The 26,939-nt window shown below is 42.4% G+C and carries 29 protein-coding genes and 3 tRNA genes; 24 read left to right on the top strand and 8 right to left on the bottom strand.

Going from position 1 to position 26,939, the window contains the following annotated elements:
* Positions 1-78: 78 nt before the first annotated feature.
* A complete protein-coding gene (locus ACTCNA_RS06025) occupies positions 79-1,122 on the bottom strand; it encodes an N-acetylmuramoyl-L-alanine amidase family protein (RefSeq protein ID WP_462946997.1) in 1,044 nt (347 codons plus the stop codon).
* Between the two features lie 79 nt (positions 1,123-1,201).
* Between ACTCNA_RS06025 and ACTCNA_RS06020 the strand changes: the two genes are divergently transcribed.
* From ACTCNA_RS06020 to rsxA, 12 genes are all read left to right on the top strand, one after another.
* The gene (locus ACTCNA_RS06020) at positions 1,202-1,966 is read left to right on the top strand and encodes a 5'-nucleotidase C-terminal domain-containing protein (RefSeq protein ID WP_462946996.1); all 765 of its coding nucleotides are present in this window, start codon (positions 1,202-1,204) and stop codon (positions 1,964-1,966) included.
* Positions 1,959-2,870, top strand: a complete 912-nt coding sequence (locus ACTCNA_RS06015) for a bifunctional metallophosphatase/5'-nucleotidase (protein ID WP_462946995.1) — start codon at positions 1,959-1,961, stop codon at positions 2,868-2,870. The genes ACTCNA_RS06020 and ACTCNA_RS06015 overlap by 8 nt, the downstream gene beginning before the upstream one ends.
* 1 nt (position 2,871) lies before the next feature.
* Complete coding sequence (gene lnt / locus ACTCNA_RS06010; protein ID WP_462946994.1) at positions 2,872-4,467, top strand: apolipoprotein N-acyltransferase; 1,596 nt, start codon at positions 2,872-2,874, stop codon at positions 4,465-4,467.
* A 599-nt stretch (positions 4,468-5,066) separates the two neighbouring features.
* Positions 5,067-5,654 carry a glutathione-regulated potassium-efflux system oxidoreductase KefF gene (gene kefF, locus ACTCNA_RS06005; RefSeq protein WP_462946993.1) on the top strand — a complete coding sequence of 196 codons (588 nt, stop codon included), beginning with the start codon at positions 5,067-5,069 and terminating at the stop codon, positions 5,652-5,654.
* Between the two features lies 1 nt (position 5,655).
* Positions 5,656-7,563, top strand: a complete 1,908-nt coding sequence (locus tag ACTCNA_RS06000; protein ID WP_462946992.1) for a monovalent cation:proton antiporter-2 (CPA2) family protein — start codon at positions 5,656-5,658, stop codon at positions 7,561-7,563.
* Positions 7,564-7,699: 136 nt separating this feature from the next.
* The gene (locus ACTCNA_RS05995; protein ID WP_462946991.1) at positions 7,700-8,089 is read left to right on the top strand and encodes a SoxR reducing system RseC family protein; all 390 of its coding nucleotides are present in this window, start codon (positions 7,700-7,702) and stop codon (positions 8,087-8,089) included.
* Between the two features lie 3 nt (positions 8,090-8,092).
* A complete protein-coding gene (locus tag ACTCNA_RS05990) occupies positions 8,093-8,956 on the top strand; it encodes a Fe-S cluster domain-containing protein (RefSeq protein WP_462946990.1) in 864 nt (287 codons plus the stop codon).
* A gap of 8 nt (positions 8,957-8,964) precedes the next feature.
* Entirely contained in the window at positions 8,965-10,296 is a 1,332-nt protein-coding gene (rsxC, locus tag ACTCNA_RS05985) for an electron transport complex subunit RsxC (RefSeq protein ID WP_462946989.1), read from the top strand.
* 14 nt (positions 10,297-10,310) lie between these two features.
* Positions 10,311-11,291, top strand: a complete 981-nt coding sequence (locus tag ACTCNA_RS05980) for an RnfABCDGE type electron transport complex subunit D (RefSeq protein ID WP_462946988.1) — start codon at positions 10,311-10,313, stop codon at positions 11,289-11,291.
* Between the two features lie 32 nt (positions 11,292-11,323).
* Positions 11,324-11,902, top strand: coding sequence for an RnfABCDGE type electron transport complex subunit G (locus ACTCNA_RS05975; RefSeq protein ID WP_462946987.1), 579 nt, complete (start codon positions 11,324-11,326; stop codon positions 11,900-11,902).
* Positions 11,903-11,912: 10 nt separating this feature from the next.
* Positions 11,913-12,497 (top strand): RnfABCDGE type electron transport complex subunit E, encoded by a 585-nt coding sequence (locus ACTCNA_RS05970; protein ID WP_462946986.1) that lies wholly within the window; start codon positions 11,913-11,915, stop codon positions 12,495-12,497.
* 11 nt (positions 12,498-12,508) lie between these two features.
* Positions 12,509-13,081: an electron transport complex subunit RsxA gene (gene rsxA / locus ACTCNA_RS05965; RefSeq protein WP_462946985.1), complete on the top strand. Its 573-nt coding sequence runs from the start codon at positions 12,509-12,511 to the stop codon at positions 13,079-13,081.
* 52 nt (positions 13,082-13,133) lie between these two features.
* Here the strand turns inward: rsxA and ACTCNA_RS05960 are convergent, their stop codons facing one another.
* Entirely contained in the window at positions 13,134-13,307 is a 174-nt protein-coding gene (locus tag ACTCNA_RS05960) for a hypothetical protein (RefSeq protein WP_462946984.1), read from the bottom strand.
* Between the two features lie 134 nt (positions 13,308-13,441).
* On the opposite strand from ACTCNA_RS05960, the gene ACTCNA_RS05955 reads away from it, so the two are divergent.
* The 4 genes from ACTCNA_RS05955 (at position 13,442) to ACTCNA_RS05940 (ending at position 16,177) form a co-directional block, all read left to right on the top strand.
* On the top strand, positions 13,442-14,140 hold the full coding sequence (locus ACTCNA_RS05955) for a hypothetical protein (protein WP_462946983.1): 699 nt from the start codon (positions 13,442-13,444) through the stop codon (positions 14,138-14,140).
* 12 nt (positions 14,141-14,152) lie between these two features.
* Positions 14,153-14,389 carry a hypothetical protein gene (locus tag ACTCNA_RS05950; protein ID WP_462946982.1) on the top strand — a complete coding sequence of 79 codons (237 nt, stop codon included), beginning with the start codon at positions 14,153-14,155 and terminating at the stop codon, positions 14,387-14,389.
* Positions 14,390-14,477: 88 nt separating this feature from the next.
* Positions 14,478-15,086, top strand: coding sequence for a hypothetical protein (locus ACTCNA_RS05945; RefSeq protein ID WP_462946981.1), 609 nt, complete (start codon positions 14,478-14,480; stop codon positions 15,084-15,086).
* Positions 15,087-15,133: 47 nt separating this feature from the next.
* Entirely contained in the window at positions 15,134-16,177 is a 1,044-nt protein-coding gene (locus ACTCNA_RS05940; protein ID WP_462946980.1) for a hypothetical protein, read from the top strand.
* 75 nt (positions 16,178-16,252) lie between these two features.
* On the opposite strand, the gene ACTCNA_RS05935 is transcribed toward ACTCNA_RS05940, so the two are convergent.
* Positions 16,253-17,161, bottom strand: a complete 909-nt coding sequence (locus ACTCNA_RS05935) for a glycosyltransferase family 2 protein (protein WP_462946979.1) — start codon at positions 17,159-17,161, stop codon at positions 16,253-16,255.
* 128 nt (positions 17,162-17,289) lie between these two features.
* Here ACTCNA_RS05935 and ACTCNA_RS05930 point away from each other — a divergent pair, with 128 nt between their 5' ends.
* The 4 genes from ACTCNA_RS05930 to ACTCNA_RS05915 all read left to right on the top strand — a co-directional run bounded on the left by ACTCNA_RS05930 (position 17,290) and on the right by ACTCNA_RS05915 (position 20,269).
* The gene (locus ACTCNA_RS05930) at positions 17,290-18,684 is read left to right on the top strand and encodes a redoxin domain-containing protein (protein WP_462946978.1); all 1,395 of its coding nucleotides are present in this window, start codon (positions 17,290-17,292) and stop codon (positions 18,682-18,684) included.
* 71 nt (positions 18,685-18,755) lie between these two features.
* The gene (locus ACTCNA_RS05925) at positions 18,756-19,220 is read left to right on the top strand and encodes a hypothetical protein (protein ID WP_462946977.1); all 465 of its coding nucleotides are present in this window, start codon (positions 18,756-18,758) and stop codon (positions 19,218-19,220) included.
* 45 nt (positions 19,221-19,265) lie between these two features.
* A complete protein-coding gene (locus ACTCNA_RS05920; RefSeq protein WP_462946976.1) occupies positions 19,266-20,093 on the top strand; it encodes an RraA family protein in 828 nt (275 codons plus the stop codon).
* Positions 20,094-20,193: 100 nt separating this feature from the next.
* Positions 20,194-20,269 (top strand) — tRNA-Lys (locus ACTCNA_RS05915).
* A gap of 116 nt (positions 20,270-20,385) precedes the next feature.
* Here ACTCNA_RS05915 and ACTCNA_RS05910 read toward each other — a convergent pair.
* The 4 genes from ACTCNA_RS05910 to folB all read right to left on the bottom strand — a co-directional run bounded on the left by ACTCNA_RS05910 (position 20,386) and on the right by folB (position 21,644).
* Positions 20,386-20,456: transfer RNA gene (locus ACTCNA_RS05910), tRNA-Cys, on the bottom strand.
* 235 nt (positions 20,457-20,691) lie between these two features.
* Positions 20,692-20,796 (bottom strand): hypothetical protein, encoded by a 105-nt coding sequence (locus tag ACTCNA_RS05905; RefSeq protein ID WP_462946975.1) that lies wholly within the window; start codon positions 20,794-20,796, stop codon positions 20,692-20,694.
* 91 nt (positions 20,797-20,887) lie between these two features.
* Positions 20,888-21,178: a hypothetical protein gene (locus ACTCNA_RS05900; RefSeq protein ID WP_462946974.1), complete on the bottom strand. Its 291-nt coding sequence runs from the start codon at positions 21,176-21,178 to the stop codon at positions 20,888-20,890.
* 115 nt (positions 21,179-21,293) lie between these two features.
* Entirely contained in the window at positions 21,294-21,644 is a 351-nt protein-coding gene (folB, locus tag ACTCNA_RS05895) for a dihydroneopterin aldolase (RefSeq protein ID WP_462946973.1), read from the bottom strand.
* 123 nt (positions 21,645-21,767) lie between these two features.
* Here folB and ACTCNA_RS05890 point away from each other — a divergent pair, with 123 nt between their 5' ends.
* The 4 genes from ACTCNA_RS05890 to ACTCNA_RS05875 all read left to right on the top strand — a co-directional run bounded on the left by ACTCNA_RS05890 (position 21,768) and on the right by ACTCNA_RS05875 (position 26,186).
* The gene (locus tag ACTCNA_RS05890) at positions 21,768-23,465 is read left to right on the top strand and encodes a glutamine--tRNA ligase/YqeY domain fusion protein (protein WP_462946972.1); all 1,698 of its coding nucleotides are present in this window, start codon (positions 21,768-21,770) and stop codon (positions 23,463-23,465) included.
* 170 nt (positions 23,466-23,635) lie between these two features.
* Complete coding sequence (locus ACTCNA_RS05885) at positions 23,636-24,346, top strand: LiaF transmembrane domain-containing protein (protein ID WP_462946971.1); 711 nt, start codon at positions 23,636-23,638, stop codon at positions 24,344-24,346.
* A gap of 38 nt (positions 24,347-24,384) precedes the next feature.
* Complete coding sequence (locus tag ACTCNA_RS05880; RefSeq protein WP_462946970.1) at positions 24,385-25,434, top strand: sensor histidine kinase; 1,050 nt, start codon at positions 24,385-24,387, stop codon at positions 25,432-25,434.
* A 2-nt stretch (positions 25,435-25,436) separates the two neighbouring features.
* A complete protein-coding gene (locus ACTCNA_RS05875; RefSeq protein ID WP_462946969.1) occupies positions 25,437-26,186 on the top strand; it encodes a LytR/AlgR family response regulator transcription factor in 750 nt (249 codons plus the stop codon).
* A 487-nt stretch (positions 26,187-26,673) separates the two neighbouring features.
* Here ACTCNA_RS05875 and ACTCNA_RS05870 read toward each other — a convergent pair.
* Positions 26,674-26,750: transfer RNA gene (locus ACTCNA_RS05870), tRNA-His, on the bottom strand.
* Between the last annotated feature and the right edge of the window lie 189 nt (positions 26,751-26,939).

Here is a 26,939-nt window from a genome sequence, read left to right as displayed (position 1 = left end):
TTAAATTTTCAAAAATCATACTGATAAAAAACCAGAGGTTAAGGGAATTTCAGAAAGAAGAAAAATGTATGAAAGCTGTTATTTGTTGGTATCAAAATCCTCCAGCAACCCTTCGGTCAGCCAGTTGGCGAGTGCCTGCCTGTTATTTGGCAGTATAAAGCGTTGCTGATCACGAAAATGGTTAATGTTGCCCAGTTCAATATAAACTGCAACCGGGTAAGTATTTCTCACAACATAAAGCGCGCGGGGAGAAACGGTGCCATGGTAACCCCGGCCCGGCTGATGTTTGTCGTATTTTTCCTGAAATTTGTTTTGTAGTGTCCTGCTGGCTTTTTCGCCGTTAGTACTGCGCCTGTCATGGTAAAAAAACACGTCAATATTCTCTCCATGGCTGCGTGCATCAACGTGAATGGCTATCATACGCTGAAACGCGCCCCTGTTTTTCCGATACAAATTATTCACTGCATCGGTACGTTGTCTCAACCTTCTCAGTTGGTTAATCGGAATTACCTGGTTGGGGTAACACTGTTCATCTTTATCTGGCTTTAAATAACTTTCATCCCGAATACCGTCATCCTGATCGCGGGTAATCAAATAAACTGTGGCACCGTATTCAATCAACTCTCTGGCCAGGCGCAGGGTTACATCATAAGCATATTCGTCCTCACACAACATCCGGTTATTGTAATAACCAATTGCCCCGGGATCGGGGCCACCGTGCCCGGCAACCAGATAATAAATTGCACCATCCAGTTTGTCGTCAAGTATTTCAACTTCCGCATAATCTTCACCGAAAATATCGAACCGGGCCGTTTTTACAGGTGATGTTGTTTCTCCTGCTGTTGCGGTTGGATCAATTTCTGTATCCGGAAGGATATATTTTGAACCGGCAAAAAGCATGTTGTCTTCTCCAAGCCTGTCTTTATTAAGCTCAATAAAAGCCTCCATATATTTGGAAGCCGAAAGTCCGCTTCGCGTTAACAACCGGTAAACACCTTCACCTTTTTTGGCAACCACCTCCCGGGGTTGCGCATTCAATATAAACGGAATAAAAAATCCGGCGAAAAAAACGATGAATTTAATTCTGAAATTTATTTTTAATTGTAAGTTTGAGCCAAACATATTATTTTTTTTAAACTGTTCCATTACCTAACAAACTTGATGCTAAAATAATTGTAAGTTTTAACATTATTTTTCCATAATGCAACGATCTTTCACCTATACATTGTTAATAACTTGGCTTTTTGCCTTTGGAGCCTGCAAAACTCACTATATACCAACTGATGCAAATGGAGGCAATGTAGTTGTGTCTGACAGTATTATACAACCCGACAGCCAACTGGTTCAAATTTATTTGCCCTATAAAAAATTGTTGGAAAAAGATATGTCCCGTGTCCTGGCAGTAAACAAAAAAGAAATGGTAAAAGGAAAACCGGAAAGCGAACTCACAAATTTTTTGGCCGACTTGCTGCTCGAAGAAGGACAAAAAGTTTTGCAGCAATCAGGGAAAGATTTTCAGGCTGACATTTCTTATTTCAACTACGGCGGAATCCGGACCTATTTGCCGGAGGGTGAAATTACCGTGGGTAAAATTTATGAACTCATGCCTTTTGAAAACGAACTCGTATTCTTAAAACTAACTGGAAATCAAATACGTGAATTCCTGAACACAGTTGCCTCAAAAGGTGGTGAAAGTGTTGGAGGTGTCCGGTTTTCAATTTCGGAAGGGAAAGCAAATGACATTATAATTGGAAGAGAACCAATTGAGGATGAGAAATATTACTGGGTGGCTACAAACGATTATGTTGCTGAAGGAGGCGACGACCTGGATGTTTTCACCAAAAAAAATGACTATCTCAAAACCGGCAAATTGATTCGGGATGTAATTATTTCACATTTGGAAAGCATCAGCGAGAAGGGGAATACAATTACCGCTCAAACCGACGGGAGGATTAGTTATGAATAGAAGAAATTTTCTCAGGAACACGGGCATTGGAGCAGCCGGATTAACACTGGGGGCATTACCGCACAATCTATACGCGTGGGATGACTTTGCCACAATTTCAATTTTGCATACCAACGATATCCACACGCATGTTGAACCTTTTGAAAGCAGTAACCCGCAATACAAAGGGAACGGAGGACTGGCCAAAATCGCTGCACTGGCCAAAAGCTACCGTCAACAAAATCCGGATACTTTGCTTTTCGATGCAGGCGATATGTTCCAGGGGACACCCTACTTCAACTATTTTAAGGGCGAGCTCATTTTAAAACTGATGAGTGAAGCCGGCTACAATGCAGGAACCATAGGGAACCACGAATTCGACAACGGGTTGAACGGAATTTTGGAGCCGCTGCCCAATGCCAAATTCCCGCTCATTAATTCAAATTACGATTTTTCTGATACCATACTGGCCGGAAAATTTCCACGCTGGAAAATTTTCAGGCAATCGGGAATTAAAATAGGCGTTTACGGACTGGGAATTGAACTCAGCAACCTGGTAAGTACAGCAAATATCGGAAATACCATTTATAACGCCCCGCTGAAAACTGCCCTTGAAATGGAAACATTTTTGAAAAATGACAAAAAATGTGATTTGGTTATCTGCCTCTCGCATTTGGGATTACGCTATAATGGAAATAAAATCAGCGACATGGTAATCGCCGCCGAAACATCACTTACTGATTTAATTATTGGCGGTCACACCCACACTTTTCTAAAACAACCAATTGAAACAAAAAACAAGGCTGGCAAACCGATTATTGTGAACCAGGCCTGGTGGGGAGGTTTGGTAATGGGACAAATCGATTTTATTTTTGAGCGCAACAAAAAAAAGAAAGAAACTGTTTTTGCAACTAATTTAAGCTAACATGTCACGAATTTTTCGACTGGGGCTTTCCGCCTCCTCAGGTATATTGCTTAGCCTCGCATGGCTGGGGTTTCCCGGATGGACCTTGTTTTTTGCATTCATTCCGCTGCTGGTTCTCAATCAGTTTTTTATTGAAAACAGAAACACATACCGCAGTGTGTCTTTCTGGGGACATGCCCTGATTGCTTTCGTGATTTGGAACGGGATAACAACCTGGTGGATTGCTTATGCCACACTGGCCGGGGCAATTCTGGCCATCGTGGCCAACTCATTTTTAATGTCGGTAGTGTGGTGGCTGGCCCATGTTGCCTTCCGGCGTTTTAAACCAAACTTAGCTTACCTGACCCTCATCGTTTTCTGGATTTCTTTCGAGTATTTTCATTTTCACTGGGATATTGAATGGCCCTGGTTGAATTTAGGAAACGGCTTTGCCAACACCATTAAAATGGTGCAATGGTACGAATATACAGGAGTTTTAGGAGGAACACTCTGGGTTTTACTCATGAATATTTTACTGTTCAACGTTCTGAAACTGGTGGTCAACAAAGCTTCAGCATGGAAGATAGTTTATCCGCTTTCCGGCCTCGTTTTGTTCCTGGTGGTACCTGTTATCATTTCTGTTTCCGCATACAATTCTTATACTGAAACAGAAAACCCGCTGGAAATAGTTGTTGTTCAGCCCAATATTGATCCGTACTCCGAGCGTTACGACCAGGAGGCTGAAAATGAAAAGCTGAAAAAATTCATTCGCCTTGCCAGCTCTCAAACCGATGATCAAACCGACCTGGTCATCGGCCCCGAAACGCTTTTTGAGCGTTACCCTGACTGGAACGAAGACCAAATTGCCTACAATTATCAATTCAGGCAATTACAACAATGGTTACGAAAATTTCCGGAAACGGAACTAATATTCGGGGCATCAACCAGCCAGGTTTACCCTGATGCCGAAAGTGCGACTTCCACGGCCAGGCACAGGAACGGAATGATTTACGACGTATTCAACTCAGCTGTTTTTATAGGCAAAAACGGACAAGAGCAAACCTACCACAAATCAATACTGGTGGTTGGTGTTGAAAAAATGCCGTTTATGAAATACCTCGGCTTTTTAAGCGATTTGGTTTTCGATTTGGGCGGAACAACCGGCAGCCTGGGGCGGCAGGAAGAACCAACAAATTTTAAATTGAAAAATAATTTGGAAGTGGCACCGGTTATCTGTTACGAATCGGTTTTTGGAGAATACCTTACAAAATATGTAAAAAAAGGTGCCGGGATAATTGTAATTATTACCAACGACGGCTGGTGGCGGAATACACCCGGTTACAAACAACACCTTTCGTTTGCCCGGCTCAGGGCTATCGAATCGCGCCGAAGCATTGCCCGTTCGGCGAATACAGGTATTTCAGCCTTTATAAACCAGCGTGGCGATTTACTCCAAACAACCGAATGGTGGACTGAAGATGCCATAAAAGGCACTCTCAACTACAGTGATGAGATTACATTCTACGTAAAATATGGTGATTATATTGCACGAATATCGCTGCTTATGAGCGGTTTGCTCCTGCTTTTCCTGATCACAAAAAAGTTCCTTCCTGAGTAAATCATTTTTTAAAAAGATGCCCAAACAGTTTATTTGAAAAAAGTTAAAGTGAATTACCAAAAAAAATCCGCATCGATTCCGTTTGCGTAAAACCCCTGTATGACAGGATTTGAGCGCCTGGTTGTTCAAACTTCCACCGGTCTTTCGACTCATCCCGATTGCTCGGGACTACAAGGCCTGTTTTTACAACCGCTGAGCTAACTCGGTTTAAAATATTCTGTTGAGTTTACCAAAAGTTGAATCAATGCGGATAATATCTTGTCTCAGTCAAAGAACTCTCTGTTTTTTACACCTCAAATTTAACGGTAAGCAACGGCATTTGCAAATAAAAAAGTAAGTTTAGAATCATTCCAGCGTTAAACATCTTTAAATGAAAAGATTGCTTGTTGAAATTATTTGCCGGATTCTTCGAATGAGTTGGAAAGAAAAATTGGATCGAAGAGTTTTATATGAATGAGTTTTTCAAAAGTTTATTAATTCTACTTTGGCAGAATTAAGAAGATATTCTTTTGAAAAAATGTAAATTTGAGCATTTTACAAAACCGTTACTGTAATTTATCCCAACAAGTTTATATATCCGGGAGAAGGAGCTCACAACTATGAAGAAAATACTTATACTATTTGCACACCCCGCATTTCAGAAATCGCGCATAAATAAAAAACTGATTAACGCAGTTAAAAATCTGGATGGCATAACTTTTAACGATTTATATGAAAACTACCCCGATTTTTTTATCGATGTGAAAAGAGAGCAGCGCCTACTGACTCAACACGATATTATTGTATTTCACCATCCTTTTTACTGGTATAATGCCCCGGCCCTTTTAAAAGAGTGGATGGACCTTGTACTCGAACATGGCTTTGCTTATGGAATGCACGGGCGTGAACTGGAGGGGAAAAGTGTTTTGTCGGTAATTTCAACCGGGGGAAGCAAGGCGGTTTATTCATCCGAAGGGCGCAATCATTATACTTTAAACCAGTTTCTTGTGCCTTTCAGACAATCGGCCAACTTATGCCGGATGAACTACCTGCCGCCATATATTGTACATGGTTCGCATACCATTAAAAACGATGAAATTGAGGAACATGCCCTTAATTACAGAAAGGTTCTGTTATTATTGCGCGACAATAAATTATCGAAAACTGAACTGGAAAAGGCAGAGTATTTTAATAACTTAATCGATTAAAATGTACAACGAAGATTTTTTCTTTCAGGCATTAATATACCTTTTGGCCGCAGTGGTATCCGTTCCGCTGGCAAAAAAAATGGGAATGGTTTCCGTTTTGGGCTATTTACTGGCCGGCGTTATCATCGGGCCTTTCGTTCTGGGACTTGTAGGACAGGAAGCTGGTGAAATAATGCATTTTGCAGAATTTGGTGTGGTACTGATGCTTTTCCTGATTGGCCTTGAACTGGAACCCGCACTGCTATGGAAAATGCGGCGATCGATATTTGGCCTGGGCGGGTTACAGGTTTTATTAACAACAATAGTTATCAGTGTTGTCGCCTCATTTTTCAACTTTGAATGGAACAAAGCAATTGGCATCGGATTAATTTTAGCCTTATCGTCCACAGCAATTGTGCTGCAAACCCTTACCGAAAAAGGATTGCTCCGAAATACCGCAGGTCGATCTGCCTTTTCAGTTTTGCTTTTTCAGGATATTTCCGTTGTCCCTTTTCTGGCAGTTATCCCTTTGCTGGCCAGTTTTAACGGGCCTGCCCGCTTGCAGGAATCGCAGGTTGGACAACTTACCGGAGTCGCATCGCTTCCGGGGTGGGTGCAGTTACTCATAATTATTGGAGCTATTGGGGCAATTATTTTCCTTGGCCGGTTTGTGGCAAAATACATTTTCCGCTACATTGCCGAAACCAATTTACATGAAATATTCACCGCCATGGCCCTGCTGCTGGTAATTGGCATTGCTCTGGCCATGAATGCAATCGGACTCTCCCCTGCCCTCGGCACTTTCATTGCAGGCGTGGTACTGGCCGACAGTGAATACCGGCATGAACTGGAAACAACCATCGATCCGTTTAAAGGACTTCTGTTAGGATTATTCTTTATTTCGGTTGGGGCCAGCATTAATTTCATGCTTTTTATTGAAGATCCGTTTAAAATCCTGGGGCTGGTGATACTGCTCATCGTTATTAAGTTCCTGGTTTTATTAGTACTTGGCCGGTTTTTCAGGTTAAAAAAAGGATATGAATTTTTATTCGCCTTTCTTTTGGCACAATCCAGCGAATTCGCATTTGTACTGGTATCATTTTCGCAACAAAGTCAGCTTTTTGAAGAAAAAACTGCCGGTCAACTTTTATTAGTGGTTGCACTTTCAATGGCATTTTCACCACTGCTCATTGTTTTAAACGAAAAAGTGGTGAGCCCTATTCTGGAGCGCTGGCATAATAAACTGGATTACGAAGAAGTTGAACCTGAAGACAACCCGATTATAATTGCCGGATTCGGCCGGTTTGGTTTAGTTGTGGGGCGCCTGTTGCTGGCCAATAATTTTAATGTTACTATTATCGACAGCAACCCGGCAAATGTGGAAGTTTTGCGCAAGTTCGGGTTTAAACTGTATTATGGTGATGTTACCCGCCCGCAGGTACTCGAAAAAGCCGGTATTGCAAAAGCCCGCCTCATGATTTTAAGTATGGCAGAATACGACAATTCACTTAAAGTGGCCAATTACATACGCGAAAAATATCCCAATGTAAGAATACTGGCCCGCGCAAAAGATATTTTCCATGCTTTCGAATTTGTGAAGCTCAATGTAAAAACCGTGCAGCGCGAAGTTTTTAACTCCGGACTGGAACTGGGGGTCAAAGCCCTCGAGCATCTTGGGTTTAACCGTTACGAAGCGTACCGTTCTGCACGTTTCTTTAAACACCATGAAGAAGAAGTTTTCATGAATCTCTACGAACACTGGCTGGAGGACAAAAACCGGTTTATACAGGAAACCCGCAGGTTCTCGGAACAGCTCTCGGAAACCCTGATGGCTGAAAGAAAATTTTCAATTCACGATGCCGACTGCGCCTGGGATGTGGAGTCCATAAGAGAAGAAGAGGCAGGTTTGACTTCTGAAGGGGAGAAATAAATTAGAACTTTTCTAAATTACAATTTTGAAGAAAAAACTGAATTTTGGCATGTCCGGGTTTAATTAAAACTATAAATTTGCAAACTGTAAATAGCAAAATAATTGAATTACGAAAGCAATTATCAAACATAAGGCATTGGTTAAAGAGGCAACCTCCTCATCGCTGGTGGTGTCAATTATAAACCAGTCGGCTTGTTCAACCTGCCATGCTAAGGGGGCTTGTACAATTGCCGATGTTCAGGAAAAAGAAGTTGAAATTACTCCTGACGGACACAGCTACTACCCCGGCCAGGAAGTAACTGTTATTTTAAAAGAAGTGCAGGGGTTCAAAGCTTTGTTTTACGGTTACCTACTGCCTTTTCTGTTGGTTCTTGTAACACTCATAACAGCTTCTTCAATAACCGGCAACGAAGTTTTTTCCGGTTTGCTGGCACTTGGCATTCTGATTCCATACTATACAACATTATATTTTTTTCGTCATATATTAAAAAAAGTTTTCAAATTCGAAGTGGAAGAAATCAGTTAACTTATGAGTATTACTGTTATATATACAATAGCTACCCTAAGTGCAATAGGCACCTCCGCTGCGGTTATCCTTTTTTTTGTAGCCCAAAAATTTAATGTATATGAAGACCCGCGGATTGACGAGGTGGAAGAAGCACTGCCCGCTGCAAACTGTGGCGGCTGCGGTTACGCCGGATGCCGGGCTTTTGCCGAAGCTTGTGTAAAAGAAGGTGACCTGTCCGATTTACACTGCCCTGTTGGTGGAAACGAAACCATGAACAAAGTGGCTGAAATTTTAGGCCTCGAAGCTGTTAAAAAAGACGCGCGCACCGCCTATATCCGTTGTAACGGAACCTGTGACCACCGCCCCAAAACCAACCAGTTTGACGGTGCAACCACTTGTGCCATTGCATCTTCAGTTTACAGCGGTGAAACCGACTGCCAGTGGGGCTGCCTGGGATACGGCGATTGCTACGATGCCTGCGATTTCGATGCTATTGAACTGCGTCCCGAACTGGGTGTTCCCCGCATTATTGATGACAAGTGTGTAGCCTGTGGCGCTTGCGTGGATGCCTGTCCCAAAGATTTAATCGAGCTGCGGAAACGATACCCTAAAGACCGCAAAGTGGTGGTTTCCTGCCGAAACCAGGACAAAGGTGGCGTGGCCCGTAAAGCCTGCAGTGTAGCATGCATTGGTTGTGTAAAATGTGAAAAAGTGTGTCCGTTCGATGCCATTACCATTGAAAATAACCTGGCATTTATCGATTCAGACAAATGCAAATTGTGTCGCAAATGCGTTCCGGTTTGCCCAACCAACTCCATCATCGAAGAAAATTTCCCTCCGCGGAGAGTGAAGAAAGAAGAAAAAGAAGTGAGTACAGCAAAATAACTACCAGAATGTTAAAAACGTTCAAACTTGGCGGGGTGCATCCACCCGAAAATAAACTTTCAGCAGGCAATGCCATAGAGGTTTTGCCTCCTCCGAAATCAGTTTTTATTCCGGTTGCACAACACATCGGAGCGCCTGCAACGCCCGTGGTTAAGCGCGGCGACGAAGTGAAAACAGGACAATTAATTGCCAAAAGCAGCAGTTTTGTTTCCGCAAATATTCACGCTTCGGTCTCGGGAAAAGTGAAGAGAGTAGATTTCGCGGCCGACAGTTCGGGATATCCCAAGCAAGGCATTTTTATTGATGTTGACGGCGATGAATGGATAGATGAAATTGACCGCTCTGAAGAATTGGTAAAAGATTTTGATTTAGACGGCCAGTCCATTATCGATAAAATCCGGGAAGCCGGAATTGTAGGATTGGGAGGGGCTACTTTTCCAACGCATGTAAAACTGGTTCCGCCCAAAGGAATGAAAGCCGAGGTGCTGCTAATCAACGGTGTGGAATGCGAACCTTATCTTACTTCCGATCACCGGCTGATGCTTGAAAAGGCCGATGAAATTTTAACCGGTACCCGCCTGTTAATGAAAGCACTGAAAGTTGAAAAGGCAGTTATAGGCATTGAAAACAACAAGCCTGATGCCATTCAGTTCCTTACCGAAAAATCTAAAACATTTGAAGGAATTTCTGTAACTGCATTAAAAGTTAAATATCCGCAGGGTGGTGAAAAACAGTTAATAAAAGCAGTTACCGGAAAAGAAGTTCCCTCGGGAGCATTGCCCATTGCAGTAGGTGCAGTGGTAAGCAACGTGGGCACTGCCTTCGCAGTATATGAAGCCGTTCAGAAAAACAAACCGCTTTTTGAGCGGGTAGTCACGGTTACCGGAAAAAACGTGGCCAAACCTTCCAATTTTAAAGTAAGGATTGGCACCCCGACTTCCGAACTGATAGAAGCTGCCGGAGGCCTGCCCGAAGACACCGGCAAGGTTATCAGCGGGGGCCCAATGATGGGGCGTGCGGTTTCTTCGCTCAAAGTTCCTGTCACAAAAGGAACTTCCGGAATTCTTTTAATGAAAAACCAGGAAGCAAAACGAAACGAACCAATAACCTGCATTCGGTGTTCGCGATGCGTCAGCGTTTGCCCCATGGGGCTGGAGCCTTATTTTCTGAAGGTGGTTTCTGAAAAACAGGTTTTTGACCGCGCAGAAGAAAACCGGATTATGGATTGCATCGAGTGCGGCTCATGCAGCTACACGTGTCCCTCGAACCTGCCGCTTCTCGATTTTATTCGTTTTGGAAAAGGGAAAGTAGGACAAATCATTCGTTCACGAAAAAAATAAACTTTAAACCGAGAATGAGCAATTTATTAACAGTATCACCTTCTCCGCACATTCACTCCGACGATTCCACGCGGAAAATAATGTACAGGGTTGTATTTGCCCTGATTCCCGCCCTTATATGGTCGGTATTTGTTTTTGGGCCCGATGCCCTTCGTGTTACGGCAATAGCAGTAATTGCCTGCATTGCAGTTGAATATATCATTCAGAAATACCTGATGAAAGTGAAGCCGTCAATTAACGACGGATCGGCACTGATAACAGGTATTTTGCTGGCTTTTAACGTTCCTGCCGGGCTCCCCTGGTGGATTATTGTTATTGGCGCAGTTGCAGCCATGGGTATCGGAAAATTATCGTTTGGCGGACTTGGAAACAACATTTTCAACCCGGCACTGGTTGGCAGGGTTTTCCTGTTGATTTCGTTCCCGGTGCAAATGACCACCTGGCCAGTTACCCGGCAAGCCACAGTTGATGCGGTTTCATCAGCTACGCCACTTGCCCTTATAAAAGAAGGAATCACAAGCGGAACACCGGTATCGCAACTCCTGCAGGATATGCCTTCTGCTTCAGACATGCTGCTCGGAAACACGGCAGGTTCGCTGGGAGAAATTTCAGCTTTAATGCTCATACTGGGCGGGTTGTATCTGTTGTTCAAAAAAGTCATCACCTGGCACATCCCGGTTTCTGTTATCGGCTCGGTTGCGATAATTGCAGGTATATTCTGGCTGGCCGACCCGCAAAGTTACATCAATCCCGTTTACCATCTTTTAACCGGGGGGCTTATGCTGGGGGCAATTTTTATGGCTACCGATATGGTTACTTCTCCCATGACGCCACGCGGACAAATAATTTACGGAGTGGGAATTGGTGCCATTACCATCAGCATCCGTTTGTTTGGTGCCTACCCCGAGGGAATTTCGTTTGCCATTCTTATTATGAATGCCTTTACGCCGCTTATTAACAATTATGTGAAACCTAAACGATTTGGAGGAAAATAGATATGGCAAATCGTGAATCATCTTTTAAAAATATGGTAATCACGCTTTTCATGGTTACCTTTTTTGCCGCTGCTGCGCTCGGTTTTGTTTACGACATGACGAAAGATGCCATTGAAATGGCAAAACTGAAAGCCCAGAGCGAAGCGATTGAAAAAGTATTGCCCGATTTCGAAGAACTGGGTGAAACCTATAAAATTGCAGCCGAAAACAGTGAAGACACCATTGAAATTTTCCCGGCATACAAAGGGGACGAACTGGTTGGTTATGCCGTTAAAACATTCACCAACAACGGCTTCAACGGTTATATTTCCATTATGGCAGGAATTGACCAATCGGGAAATTTCTCAGGATACGAGGTACTTGAACATGCCGAAACCCCGGGACTGGGCTCAAAAATGAATGAATGGTTCCGTAGTACTGAAAAACCGGAACAAAGTGTAATTGGGAAAAACCCTGAATCGTACCGGTTCGAGGTTTCGAAAGACGGCGGCGATATCGATGCCATTACAGCATCCACGATTACTTCGCGGGCTTTTCTGGAGGCGCTTAACCGCGCTTACGATGCATATAAAAATAATGTAGTTGAAAATACCGGTTCGTCCGGACAATAAAATACAGGTTATGAATCAGTGGAAAAATTTCACCAAAGGATTTATCAAGGAAAACCCGGTTTTTGTATTGTTGCTGGGTATGTGCCCCACTCTTGGGGTTACCTCATCGGCAATTAACGGACTCGGAATGGGATTGGCCACCACATTTGTGCTGGTGATGTCGAACATGGTGGTATCCATCATAAAAAAGCAAATCCCCGAGAAAGTACGAATCCCAAGTTTCATAGTCATCATAGCCACTTTTGTAACAATTGTCGAGTTGATAATGGAGGCCTATCTTCCATCACTTTTTAAAAGCCTGGGGCTGTTCATTCCTCTTATTGTTGTAAACTGTATTGTTTTGGGGCGCGCCGAGGCATTTGCTTCAAAAAACAACCTGGTTTCGTCGGTGGTAGATGGTTTCGGAATTGGGTTCGGATTTAGTTTCGCACTGGTTCTGCTGGGTGGAATCAGGGAACTGCTGGGAAGCGGAAAGCTATTCAGTATTACAATATACCCGGAAAACTACGTCACACTGCTTTTCGTGCTTGCGCCGGGTGCTTTTATTGTTTTGGGGTATTTAATCGCAATCATCAACCGCATTAAAAAAGATTAGGAGGATAAATTATGAATTATCTTGTTATTGTAATCGGGGCCATTTTTGTAAACAACATTGTATTGATGCAATTTTTGGGAATCTGCCCGTTTCTGGGGGTTTCCAAAAGGCTGTCAACTGCGATTGGCATGACCGGCGCAGTGGCTTTTGTAATGGTGCTGGCAACTATTGTTACCTACCTCATTCAGAATTATATCCTCGATGCCTTCGGACTGGCATTCCTGCAAACCATCGCTTTCATTCTGGTGATTGCCTCGCTGGTTCAGTTGGTTGAGATTATCCTCAAAAAAGTGAGCCCGGCATTGTACCAGGCACTGGGGATTTTTCTCCCGCTGATTACAACCAACTGTGCCATTTTAGGTGTGGCTATTCTTACCATTCAAAAAGATTTTAACCTGGTTGAAGGCGTAATTTTTGCCATTGCCAATGCCATTGGATTTGGACTGGCACTGATTCTTTTTGCAGGTATCCGGGAACACCTCGACCTGCAAAATGTTCCCAAAGGCCTGAAAGGAACACCGATTTCTTTGATTGCTGCAGGAATCCTGGCCATGGCTTTTATGGGATTTTCAGGGCTGGTGTAAATTTTCGACCTAAATATTTAATGTGTTGGGATTCATTTTGTTTCCCCGAAAGCTAAATCATTTTTTTAAGCTTGGAGTTTATGCGTTTTCTTGCTTCGGAATAGGTGGAGTATTTTCCTTCGTTCAATTGCGCCAAGCCTTCATCTATTGCATTTTGATTTTCAACGGAAAGTTGATTGAATCCTGATTTTTGATTTATTCTGAAGGCGTCAATTTGTTCCAACACGCTCTTGTCATTCAGATTTGAAATTCAGTTTATTAACTTATTTTTCACTGTATCAATATTATTCATTTCACCTTTTTTTTCAAAATCAATAATTTATTCGCATTTTTAAACACAGCAAATTAATGCTTATAAATATGATACGATTCACCTGGTTTCTGTTGTTTTCCATTTTGCTTGGTTTCGCTTTTCAGTCACAGGCACAATACGAAACGAGGCAAGCTATCGATTTTTACAACTCAACAAAAATTGCAAGAGGTGAGTTGAAAACCATGCTCACTGAAAACGACATTGAAGGTTCTCCCTATTTAAACGATGAATTTATTGAAGGTACCATTTATACCACTTCGCAAACCAAATATGTTGACGTTCCTCTGCGGTACAATATTTTTAACGAACAAATTGAATTTAAAGCCGGCGATGGTCCGGTGCAGGCACTGGCAGCTCCCGAAACAGTTGAGAAAGTTGAATTCGGCGATTATAAAATGGTTTATGCACCATATACGTTATCGCGAAAAATTCGCCGCAGTTTTTTCAGGGAATTAGAATCGGGTGATCGGGCTGTTTTGCTGGCACGTCCGCAGGTGCTTTTTGAAGATGCCAAAGAACCTGCAGCCTACCAGGAGGCCGAACCTCCGAAATTTATTCGTAAATCAGACGATTATTACATTCGGGTTGGCAAAGAACCCGCTGTTATGATTTCGCGTAAAAAAGATTTGGAAGAAGTATTTCCAAATCATAAAAAAGAAGTACGATCATTCATTAAAAAGAATAAAGTAAAGCCCAATAAACCCGAACGGATGGCCGAGCTTGTTCAGTATTACAATTCACTCTAAGAAGCTTTTAAAATGCAGATTCCCTTTGTTTTGGTTGAACCCGCCGGTCCCGAAAATTTAGGAACTGCACACATTCGAAAAAGTTTCTACGCGCTCAATTCAAAAATCAAACAAGATCATTCAGAAATTGGATTTAACAAAAATACTAACATTTACTCCCGTTTTTTCGAACGTATCAACTACCAGGGTGAGGCCGTTATGAACCTGCTTCACTCGTTCTGTAATAAATTTCTGAAAAAACAGAAATAATTTTATGCCGGATGCAACATTCGCAAAAAGCTTTCGTCATTGAACCGGAAACAGCAAAAAAAATTGGATACACTGTATAAAATTAATTATGAATAAAAAAGATTACATAGAAGAACTGATTTTGAAAAATCTGAAGGAGTTGAACGACAACGAACCTCCCGAAGGACATTTCGAACGGTTTGAGGAGAAACTGGAAAAGCAGCACAAAAAAAGCACCTTCTCGATGAACGTTGTGTGGAAAGTTGCCGCTGCAGTCATATTTGTTTTCCTGGCCGTTAACCAGGGAATCATTTGGTTTTCGCCCGAAAAAGAACAATCAATGCAGGCCACTGCCCGTGAGCAGGTAAGCCTTGCATCGGTTTCTGACGAATATGAAGAGGTAGAATTTTATTATACCAACGCCATAAACAGCGGACTGAACCAGTGGGAAAAAATGGCTGCAGAAGGGCTCATTACCGAAGAAGAGCAACAAATGATGGATACCGAGCTGGCTGAATTCGAAACCGTTTACCAAAAACTCCAGAACGATTTGGCTGCCAACCCTAACGACGAACGGGTAATAAATGCCATGCTCGAGTATTACCAGACAAAACTCAGCCTTATAAATATGATTGTGGATAAATTAGAAGAAGTGAAACAAAAAAACGAAAGTCATGAAACGAGCAAAATAAATTCTTCTAAAACAGAGGAAATATAATTTATGCGAGTTGCATCGAATACATTAAAAATTAAAAATATAATGAGATGAAACTGAAATTTAGAATTATAACCGTATTATTCCTTGCAGGTTTTTTAACCGCCGGGACTTCAGCCTTAGCCGAAGAAAAAACAAAAGAGTACAACGAATCGTGGCCTGCCCGCAGTGTTGAAACGCTGAAAATTAACAACAAATTTGGCGAAGTGAAGGTAACCAACCAGGGCGGAAACAATGTTACCATCGGCGTGGTAATTACCGTAGATGCGCCCAACGAATCGCGGGCTGATGAACTGCTCGATCAGATTAACGTCATTTTTTCGAAAAGCGGAAACACTGTTTCGGCTGAAACCCGTATTGACAGTGATTTTAAAAGCCGCAGGGATTTCAGTATCGACTACCTGGTAAACATTCCTACCGACAAAAACCTCGATATCTCCAACAAATATGGAAATACCATGGTAAATGTGCTTAACGCCAACGGAACGTTCGATATTCAGTACGGAAACTTCACTGCCAATGAACTGAACACACCGGCCAACGGAACAATGGATGTTTCACTTGCCTATGGAAAAGCCGACATCAGCCTTTCAAACGATTTGGATGTGGAAGTAAAATACTCCACCATGAACCTGGGAGAAACCGATGATCTGCTGTTGAACTCAAAATATACAGTCATCAACCTGGGAAAAGCCAGCACGGTTGAAACAGCATCAAAATATGATACTTTCAACTTTGAAGAAATTGGCAGTTTTTCGGGCGAAACAAAATATACCCACATAAAAATCGACGAGCTTTTGCAGCGGCTGAACATTGATGCAGGCTACGGCGGAATCAGGGTGAACAGAGTGTCCAAAAATTTCGATTCCATTTCAATTACCAACAGCTACGGGCAGGTTTCACTGGGGCTCGGTGATGCCACCTATTCGGTTGATGCCACTTGCGAATACTGCGGCATTTCATATCCTGAAGACGATTTTACCGGCAACCGGATGAACGAAAATCAAACCCGCACAATTGAAGGAAAAGTTGGGACTGGCAATGGCGGAACAGTAGTTGTAAAAAGCCGCTACGGACAAATAAAACTGGACTGAACAATAAGAAATAAATTGTAAATTTTTTAGTCGCGGGTCAACTTTGACAGATTTAACTTTTTTGTCAAAGTAGAATTAAGGCTCGCGGTTTTTGTTTGTGGAATAAAAACAAAGCTTGTACAAATCGAACCAGAACAGACGAGGGTTTTTACCGGTTAAATTTTTCTCCACAGCTCCGTGAAAAGCTGAATAGAAAATACGAAACACAAACGCAGGAATCAACTTTGTAATTCTTTTGTACTTGCTGAGAAAATGCACCTGCTGAATAAATTCCGGGGCTTCATTCAATATTTCATGGGTAATAAAACGGAGATTTTCGAGCGCGGTTTTCGTTTTTGTCAGAAATGTACGCGCATCTTCCAAACCGGTATGCTCCACCGGATTTTGAATATGCACAGGTAAAACGCCGTGCCGGTACAAATCGTATCCCAACAACGTGTCTTCATGCCCGTAGCGCCCAATATTCTCCCTGAAATGCACCTCCGTGAAAAGTTGTTTTTTAATTAAAAAATTATTGGAGGTTATAATAAATCCCTTTTTTTCATTTCGTTGTGTTGCCGATATAGCTTCCCGTTTTGTCCCGTAAAGCCAGCGAAGCATTTTATCCCGGTTTTCGGGCGGATTTGGTGGGTAGGCCGTTCCCCCGCACAACACATCGGCATTCTGTACATTCCCGAGATAATTTTCCAGGTATTTTTCCGAAATAATTGCTGAATCGGCATCGATAAATAACAGGTATTTGTATCCGGAATCGTGCCCCATTTTATTGCGGATGGCAGCGCGCCCGAAGTTTTCATTCATTTCAACATAAACAACTTGCGGAATTTTGCTCACTTCCCGGTTAATTTTTTTGATCCGCTCTTCCGATCCATCATCGTAAACCCTGATTTCAACAGGGCAATCCAGCTTTTTTGCCTGCTCCGACAGTTGCAAAACCAAAGGACGTGCATCGATGTTATATACCGGGATGTTTACTGACAGCATTGAAAAAATTTTAGGTGCGGCTGAATTTACCGATTCATTCCGAAAATACAGGTTACAATCGCAACTTTTCAGATAAAACTTTATTTTTGATGAAATATTTTGCAGTGAAATTTTAAAATCCGCCTGTAATGAAAAACACATTCGTGTTACTTCTCTCACTATTTTCGATGGCTGTTTGGGGCCAGCAAACACAAATTGAGATTAAGCTGAAACCCGCAGCCGGCAAAAAAATTTTACTGGCCAATTATTACCTGGGGAACATTTATTCGGTTGATACCATCCAGATGAACAGTGACGGCTGGGGAACATTCAGCACCGACACTTTGCTTCCGCAGGGATTGTATAAAATTTACCAGGACCAGGATAATCATTTCGATTTTCTCCTGGGCGCCGATCAGCAATTCACCCTTTCCAATAACTCATTTTCTTCGCACACCATGGAGATCGAAGGCGCTAAAGAAACCGGTGCATTTGCCGATTATGTGGTTTTCCTTCAAAACCTTCAGCAAAAAGGGACAGCCGTCCGGGAACAAATCAAATCAGCAACAGGCAACGAAAAAGAAAAACTTCAGGAAGAATTAGCGGAACTGACAAATCAACTTCATGAAAAATGGGAGCAAATTGAAACCGGGCACCCCGACTGGTTTTTGGCCAAATTTGTGAAAGCCAATCATGTGCCTGCGCTCGATGTTTCCACACTGCCGCCCGAAGTTCAAAACAACGATTCACTGCTTACAAATGCCCGCTATTACTACCAACGCGAACACTTCTGGGATAATTTCGATTACACCGACGAACGTTTTTTATATACTCCTTTCTTTAAAAACAAGCTGGAAACATGGTTTACCAAAGTACTCTTTCAACACTACGATTCGATTAAACCGTATGTTGTCAACTTTATTGAAGAAGTGAAGCCGCACAAACGTATTTTTCAGTTTGCCACCTCGTTTTTTCTGAACAGCAGCATCAACAGCAACATTATGGGAATGGATGCCCTGTTTGTGGACATTGCCCGCAAATATTATTTTTCGGGACAGGCATTTTGGGCTACAGAAGAATCGATGGAAAAGATCAGGGAGAACGTGCTTTTTACAGAAAATAACCTCATTGGCAAAACCGCTCCCGACCTTACCCTCGAAACATACGAGGGCGAATTCCGCAACCTACACGAAATTGATGCAAAATATACCCTCGTGGTGATTTACGAACCGGGCTGCTCACATTGCAAAGTTTTTGTGCCCAAACTGTACGAAGAAGTTTACAAACCATTCAGGGACAAAGGACTGGAAGTTTTTGCCATTTACAGCATGGATAATAAGAAGGAATGGGGCGATTTTTTGACCAAACATGCATTGTTCGACTGGATAAATGTGTGGGACGAGCATCATGTTTCGCGCTTTAAAATATTATACGATGCACGAAAAACACCCGGACTCTATATTTTAGATAAAAACAAAAAAATTATTGCCAAAAAAATGACCGTTGACCAGGTAAAAAAACTAATGGAGCTACAACTCAACTAACAGATGGCAAAAAACAATATTTGGATATTAACCAGTGAATTAGTATTTTGAATGTATGAAATTTTATTTTCATGATTAAACAGGAAGAAATACTCGAAGCCCAAAACAGATGGGGCAACCAAATTGTGAAACTCGGAGTGGATTATCGTGAAAAAAAGGATTACGAAAAAACTGCCCGGCTGCTGGTTGATGAACTTTATGGTTACCACGAAGGTCCGGTGCTGTTTAATCCCACAAAAGCCAGCAGGCAGCAATTCCGGTTAACCCGGGAAAGTGCCGTCTCCTATTTCATCGGTCAAAATCCAGATTTCCCGGAAGACAAAGGCTTTGCGCTTGAACCCTGGCAAAAAGTACGTTTCAAAAATGCCGGGTTTATCTTAAATGAAAAACAAGCCGTTGCAATGGGCAACTATTTTTTCACTAACTACCAGGGAACCGAAACAAAAGTTGAATTCACCCTCGGCTTTTTCCGGTCAAAAAACGGGGCATTAAAAATAAACCTGCACCATTCATCTTTACCTTATCAGAACGAATAAAATTAAATCAGTATATTTCAAAATTCATCTAAATTATTTTAAATCATGAAGAAACAAAACTATTTTTTACTCGCGGTATTTTTGTTTGCCTGTATTTCAACATTTGGGCAATCAAAAGAGCAACTTGAAAAAGGTGTGAATTTAATTGAAACACAAACTTACTCGCAGGAAGAAAACAACGAAATCCTGAAGCTTTACGAGGATTTGCGCGTGGCCGATGTTTCCGACGGGATGGACATGGTTGGCCTGCCCAACACCGGGCTGGTAAGTCATGAAATACATCCCGATTGGGTAGATACCGAAAACATGTCGCACGTTATCCGTGGTATTGCCGTTACTGCCCGCTATGTTCCCACGCAACGTCCCGACAGGCCGGAACCGAATGAGGATTTTGCCGCCTGGGAAGGAAACTTTTACAGCACCTGGTCAACCGAAGCCTTCGCTGAAGTAATCAAGGAGGGTTCCGTGGTTGTCCTCGATGACGTGGAGGACAGGGATATTGGTTCAATCGGGTCCAACAATATCCTGTACTGGGTATCGCTGGGGGCTGTGGGTGTTGTTACCGATGCCAGCTCGCGCGACACCGACGAAATTGCCCTGCAAAAAGTTCCGCTTTACCTGCGTAAAAAAGGCCGCGGCATACGTCCCGGCCGGAATGAACTGGAATCAGTAAACCGCCCGGTTGATATTGGCGGTGTGCTGGTTTGCCCGGGTGATGTAGTAGTTGCCGATGGCGACGGTGTGGTGGTTGTACCGCGGAAAGTAGCAAAAGAAGTTGCACAACACGCGCAAAAAATCCTTGAAAAAGATAAAGCTGCCCGCAGAAACTTATACGAAAGACTGGGCATGCCCCTGGACAATACAGTTAAGTAACACCAATTTTTTTAGGAAAAATTACCAGCTCGGTTTGTATGAAAAAAAATAAATATTACTTTTGCACCCGCCTTTGACAAACAAAGGACACCAAAAGGATGACTCAGTAGCTCAGTTGGTAGAGCACATCCCTTTTAAGGATGGGGTCCTGGGTTCGAGACCCAGCTGAGTCACCAAAAATTAAAAAGCTTCGGTTAACGCCGGAGCTTTTTTTTATTTAAGTGATGCTCATTTCAAGGGTCACTTTGAAAAAAAACCGGCAACTGTTTGTAAAAACTGTTGCCGGATGTTGAGGTCTCTGGCGGATTCGAACCGCCGTACGCGGTTTTGCAGACCGCTGCCTAGCCACTCGGCCAAGAGACCATATTTTGTTTATTTCAATTCCCCGAAGCCTTACGCGGTTTTTCCCGAATACTCGGGACCAGCCACTCGGCCAGGAAACCATTTCTAAAATGGGACTGCAAATTTAAGAAAAATGCTTTTACAACCATACCTTCCCCTTAAACAATTTTTCCGGATGGCTAATTATTATTTTGAAGTGCCGGTAAAATCTTCCACGCAAAGACACGCAAAATCAAATGCGCAAAAAGCGCTAAGTTTAAAGATTATTGACCACCCCGTAAATGTTATCCTTTAACATTTTTGAGTTGAAATTTATTAGCAGTCCCGGTTTTATTCCTGATAATTTCAAATAGGTGACCAAGCCATATCATTCTCATTCATTTGTTTTTTCTTTGTGATTTTAGCGATTCTTTTATTTTGGAATTCTGCGTGAAATAAAAATTAACCAAAACTCATAGCTCCTCAAAATATATTATTTGTGAATAATCCGGGTTAGAGAGGCCGGATGAATACCTATTGTTCAGCATTTTATGCCGGCGGGCAGGACCAATAATTTTTGTTATCGAAGTTGTTCCCGGCGGGGAATTTTTATGCGACAAAATTTTCCCGTTGGCCCATCGGTGCAACTGGTTGCCGCGTTCAGCAACTTTCGGGTTCGGGCCTTCGTGCAGTTCGTTTTTCCGGCTGGCTTTTGGGGTGTCTGCACATCCACCTTCGTTTAACTTGTTGAATGATGTAAACATGGCTTTGGTTTAAAAATTCGACTCAAAAATAAGAAAGTTCCATAAGAGAAAGTCAGATTTTTATCAGGTAAAAAAGTTGTTATTCAACATCTGAGGTTGAAATGCAATTTTATATTTAGCGGGATAAAGTAACGCTGGCCTTTTCAATCTGGCCACCCATGGGGGGATTCAGTTTCGAGACTTTTACTTTAGCGTTTTTAATAACCGGGAATTCATTGTATAATGCATCGAGGATGCGCCCGGCCACGTTTTCGAGGAGGTGCGATTTTATTTTCATCTCCATTTTTATGAGGTCGTAAACCGCCTGGTAATTCAGTGCATCATCCAGGTTGTCTGATTTGGCAGCGGCTGTGCAATCGGTTTTTAATGAAACATCTACCAGGAAATCATTTCCAACTACGCGCTCTGCTTCAAAATGACCGTGGAAGGCAAAAAAGTGCATTCCTTCAATTTCAATCAATCCCATTCTTTTTTCGGTGAAATTAAGAATAAGTGATTAAAGCGAAGAAATTACCAGCCCGTTAATTGTTCTGAAAAACCTTTTCTTAATTTTGCGGTCATTGATAACAAGCGTTTAAATAGTAGCAATATGGCAAATAACGAGAACAACGAACCGGCGAAAAAATCGAACTTTATTCATTTACAGATTGAAGAAGATTTAGAGCAGGGAAAAAACAAGGGCAGGGTGCACACCCGTTTTCCCCCGGAGCCCAATGGCTATCTGCACATCGGGCATGCAAAGTCGATTTGCCTTAATTTTGGAATTGCTGAGAAATTTGGCGGCAAATGCAATCTTCGGTTCGACGATACCAATCCTACCAAAGAGGAAATGGAATACGTCGATTCAATCAAAAAAGATGTTCGCTGGCTGGGATTCGACTGGGAAGACCGGCTGTTTTTTGCCTCCGATTACTTCGATAAATTGTATGATTTTGCCATTCAGCTTGTGAATGAGGGCAAAGCTTATGTTGATGATCAGGATGCTGAGACCATCAGCACCCAGAAAGGAACGCCCACACGGCCCGGTTACGAAAGCCCGTGCCGGAACCGGACACCCGGAGAAAACCTGGAATTGTTTAAAAAAATGGCTGCCGGCGAGTTTGATGAAGGCTCCCATGTTTTGCGGGCAAAAATTGATATGGCCTCGCCCAACATGCACATGCGCGACCCCATTATTTACCGGATTATGAAAGCCCCGCACCACCGCACAGGCGATAAATGGTGCATTTACCCCATGTACGATTTTGCCCACGGGCAGAGCGATTACTGGGAAGGAGTTACGCATTCCATTTGTACGCTTGAATTTGAAGTACACCGCCCGCTTTACAACTGGTTTATCGATCAGTTGCAGGAAGGCGATTACCGCCCGCGCCAGATTGAGTTTGCCCGGTTGAACCTGACCTATACCATTATGAGTAAACGCCGGCTGCTCGAACTCGTGAAAGAAGGCTATGTTAACGGCTGGGACGATCCCCGGATGCCTACAATTACCGGACTTCGCCGCAGGGGTTATACGCCTGAGTCGATTCGGAACTTTTCCGACAGGATTGGCGTAACAAAAGTGGACGGGATGATTGATGTGTCGCTGCTGGAATACAGCGTTCGGGAGCACCTGAACAAAACCGTTCAACGTGTTATGGGCGTTTTGGATCCGTTGAAAGTGGTGATTACCAACTACCCCGACGATCAGGAGGAAGAACTGGATGCCATAAATAACCCGGAAGAAGAGAGCATGGGAACCCGTAAAGTTCCGTTTTCAAAAGAACTGTACATTGAGCGTGCCGACTTCATGGAAGACCCGCCGCGCAAGTTTTTCCGTTTGGCACCCGGCCGCGAAGTGCGCTTGCGCTATGCCTATTTTATTACCTGTAACGAGGTGGTGAAGGACGAAAATGGAGAAATTACCGAACTGCGCTGTACTTACGATCCTGCATCGCGCGGAGGAAATTCACCCGATGGCCGGAAAGTGAAAGCCACACTGCACTGGGTGTCGGCAAAACATGCGGTTAAAGCCGAAGTGAGATTGTACGACAGGCTGTTTAACGATGAAGACCCCAGCGGCCATAGAGATGTGGATTTTAAAGAGTTTCTGAACCCGGATTCGTTGAAGGTTTTGCCGGAATGTTATATCGAGCCGTTTGTGAAAGATGCCAAACCACTGGACCATTTCCAGTTTGAACGTGTAGGGTATTTTAATGCTGATTACGACTACGCGCCCGGCAAACCTGTGTTTAACCGGACGGTGCCACTGCGCGATTCGTGGGCCAAAATGCAGAAAAACAAATAAATACAATTCAAATAAAATTTTCTTAAATTACACGTGATATAAACTTTTTACCGATTCATTTCCTGTGTTAACCGAATGTTAAGTCGGTTTCCATTTTTTCATTTATATATTTGGTTTAAAATTAACCGGAGAATGTAACATGGAAAAAGAAACGCTTTGAATAAGAAGAGATGAAAAACGAGACTGTATCGAATAAGAGGATTTTGTTTGGGTTGTTTTTAATAGCCCTGGGCGTGTTCTGGATTTTGGTGAAACTGGATATTATTCCTGATACCTGGAACGATGTCCTTATTTCATGGAAAATGCTGCTAATTGGGATTGGTGTATTTTCAATGATTGGTGGAAACCGAACATCTGGTACTATCCTGATTGTTATTGGAGGTTTTTTTATGATCCCCGATATAGTTTTTATTCCCGAAGAATTGCGTCGTATTGGCTGGCCTTTGTTGATTATTGGAATTGGAGTTGCGCTTCTGCTTACCTACCGAAAGGGGAGAGGAGTACCGGAAAATGCGAATGGAAATAAGTGTTCTGTTGATTATTTCGATGACTTTGTGATTTTTGGTGGCAGGGAAGTTTTTGTGAATTCCAATAACTTTTTGGGCGGAAAAATAACCTCCATCTTTGGCGGGGCCGAATACGATCTGCGCCAGACGAGATTATCTGAAAACGGAGCAGTAATTGAATCTGTTTGCGTTTTTGGCGGTAGCGGGTTTAAGGTTCCGCCGGACTGGTCGGTGAAAAATGAAGTTACTGCTATTTTTGGTGCTTTTGATGACAAGCGGGGAATGACTGCCCACGATGTGATAACCGACAACTCAAAAACATTGGTAATAAAAGGATTTTGTGCTTTTGGCGGCGTAGAAGTGAAATATCAGTAAATTCGCCTTCACTGCATTTATGATTTTAGAAACCAGTTATGAACTTTAAACATCCTTTTTTATCAAAACCCCGGTTGGTAATTTATTATTTGCTGTTTTGGATTGCAACCGGAATCGCTACGGTTCTTTTAAAGTGGTATTCATTCAATGTTGACCCCGGAACTGCTGCCTTAGAATTTTTCGCACTCCCGTTTTTGTTTGCCATTGTTGGCACCTCAATCTGGTATGTGATTAAATTTTCAACCCTCGAAAACAACAGTGTGCCCCGGGTAATTCTTTCACATTTTATTGCAGCTACTATTATTGTCCTGGTTTGCCTCTACATCGGTGTTGTTTTCATTAAACTGCTCCATCCTCAATCATCAGTTTATATCGAAAATCGCATTCCTATAAATATTTTTATGGGATATACTTTATACATTATTTATGTGGTGTTTTTTTACGCCGTTAATTATTACGAGGGTTTTAAAGAAAAACTACGCAACGAAGGAAAACTGAAAGGATTGGTAAAAGAGGCTGAATTGCATGCCCTGAAATCGCAAATCAACCCGCACTTTTTGTTCAACAGCCTCAACAGCATTTCATCTTTAACCATGGCCGACCCGGTGAAAGCCCAGGAAATGGTGATCAACCTGTCGAACCTGATGCGCTATTCACTGAAACACGATCAGGTTGAAAAGGTGCCTTTTCGCGAGGAGCTGAAGAACAACAAACTTTATATGCAGATTGAAAAAGTAAGGTTTGGTAAAAAGCTCAACCCGGTTTTTGAGGTGGATGAAGCGTGCCTCGATGCCGAAATCCCCAACATGATTTTGCAGCCCCTTTACGAAAATGCCATTAAATATGGTGTTTACGAGGCAACCGAACCGATTGATATTGTTACGCGTTGCAAAATGAAAGATAATATGCTCGAGGTGGTCATTCAAAATAATTACGACCCGGAAGCGCTTAGTAAACGGGGCGAAGGAATAGGATTGCGCAACATTCGCGACCGCTTGCAAATTATTTACAACAATCCGCTTTTAATGAAAGTGGAAGACAACAAAACAGATTTTAAGGTAACTTTGGCAATACCACAAAAAAATTAACCATGCTGGAAAAACTGAAAACCATTATTGTTGAAGACGAAGAACTGGCCCGCAACCTGTTGAAATCATTCCTGAAAGATATTGAAAACATTGAAGTTGTAGCTGAATGTGAAAACGGTTTCGAAGGGGTGAAAATGATCAACGAACTGAAACCGGACCTGGTTTTCCTGGATATTCAGATGCCCAAAATTACCGGTTTTGAAATGCTGGAGTTACTCGACCATAAACCGCACATTATTTTTGCCACTGCTTACGACCAATATGCCATTAAGGCGTTTGAATACAATGCAGCCGATTACCTGCTGAAACCTTATTCCAGGGAACGCCTGAACGAAGCCATTGGGAAGGTGGCGGAGCGGATTGAAAACGAAGGCAGTGTTTCCGATGTTGCCGAAAAAGTGAGCGAATACCCGAAAGGGGAGTACCTCGACCGTATTGTGGTAAAGGACCGCCATAAAATCAACATCATTCCTGCAAGCGATGTGCGGTATATTGAGTCGATGGACGATTATGTAATGATTTACACCCAAAACGGGCGCCACATGAAACAACAAACCATGAAGTATTTCGAAAGCGCGCTCGACCCCAAAAATTTTATCCGCATCCACCGCTCCTATATTGTTAAGGTAGATGAAATCAACGAAATTCAGCAGTACGAAAAGGAATCGTACATTGTTATTCTGCACGACAAAACAAAACTGAAAGTGAGTAAAAACGGGTATAAAAATTTGAAGGATATTCTTAATTTTTAAGGAATTGCATTATATTGCACCTGTAAAAAAAGAGTGTTATGGGTGTTTTTGTCGCAATAGTAGTTTTAATAGTCTGGCTGGGGCATTTGCTCTATTCCCTTTTCATGGTGGAGCCCGATTTGTAGTCGCCCTGGTTTTACCTTCACATTTTAATTCAGGCCTATTTATATACCGGGCTTTTTATTACAGATCACGATTCCATGCACGGCACAGTGGCAAAAAACAGAAGACTGAACAATTTTATCGGACATCTGTCAACCAAACTTTTTGCATTTTTATCGTACAATGTTTTACGTAAAAAACACTAACAGCACCACCGTTTTCCCGGAACCGAAAAAGACCCTGACTTCTCACCCCGGAGCAATAATTTTTTTGTGTGGTGGTTCGTATTCATGAAAAATTACGTTACCTCGTGGCAGTTTTACAAATCGAAATAATAATTGGGCACAAAAAAAGCAGCCTGAACTTTCAAACTGCTTTTAAATTTTGGGGTGGAAGATGGGATTTGAACCCACGACCTCTGGAACCACAATCCAGCGTTCTAACCAACTGAACTACATCCACCATTTATTTTGCGGGTGCAAATATAATATTTTATTCGTTTGAAGTCCAAAAAAAGAGAACGAATTAATGTCATAATATATGCGAGTGTTATTTTAACCGGACCTGTTCTCACAGAACTTAATTGGCAGATTATTCGGGATGCAAATTTTTTTGGGTAATTTTGAAGCCAACTTCTGATTATGAAACGAA

The sequence above is a fragment of the Tangfeifania sp. genome (assembly GCF_055108615.1).
Note: the sequence above shows the minus strand (reverse complement) of the source record. Positions and strands in the feature narration are given on the sequence as shown.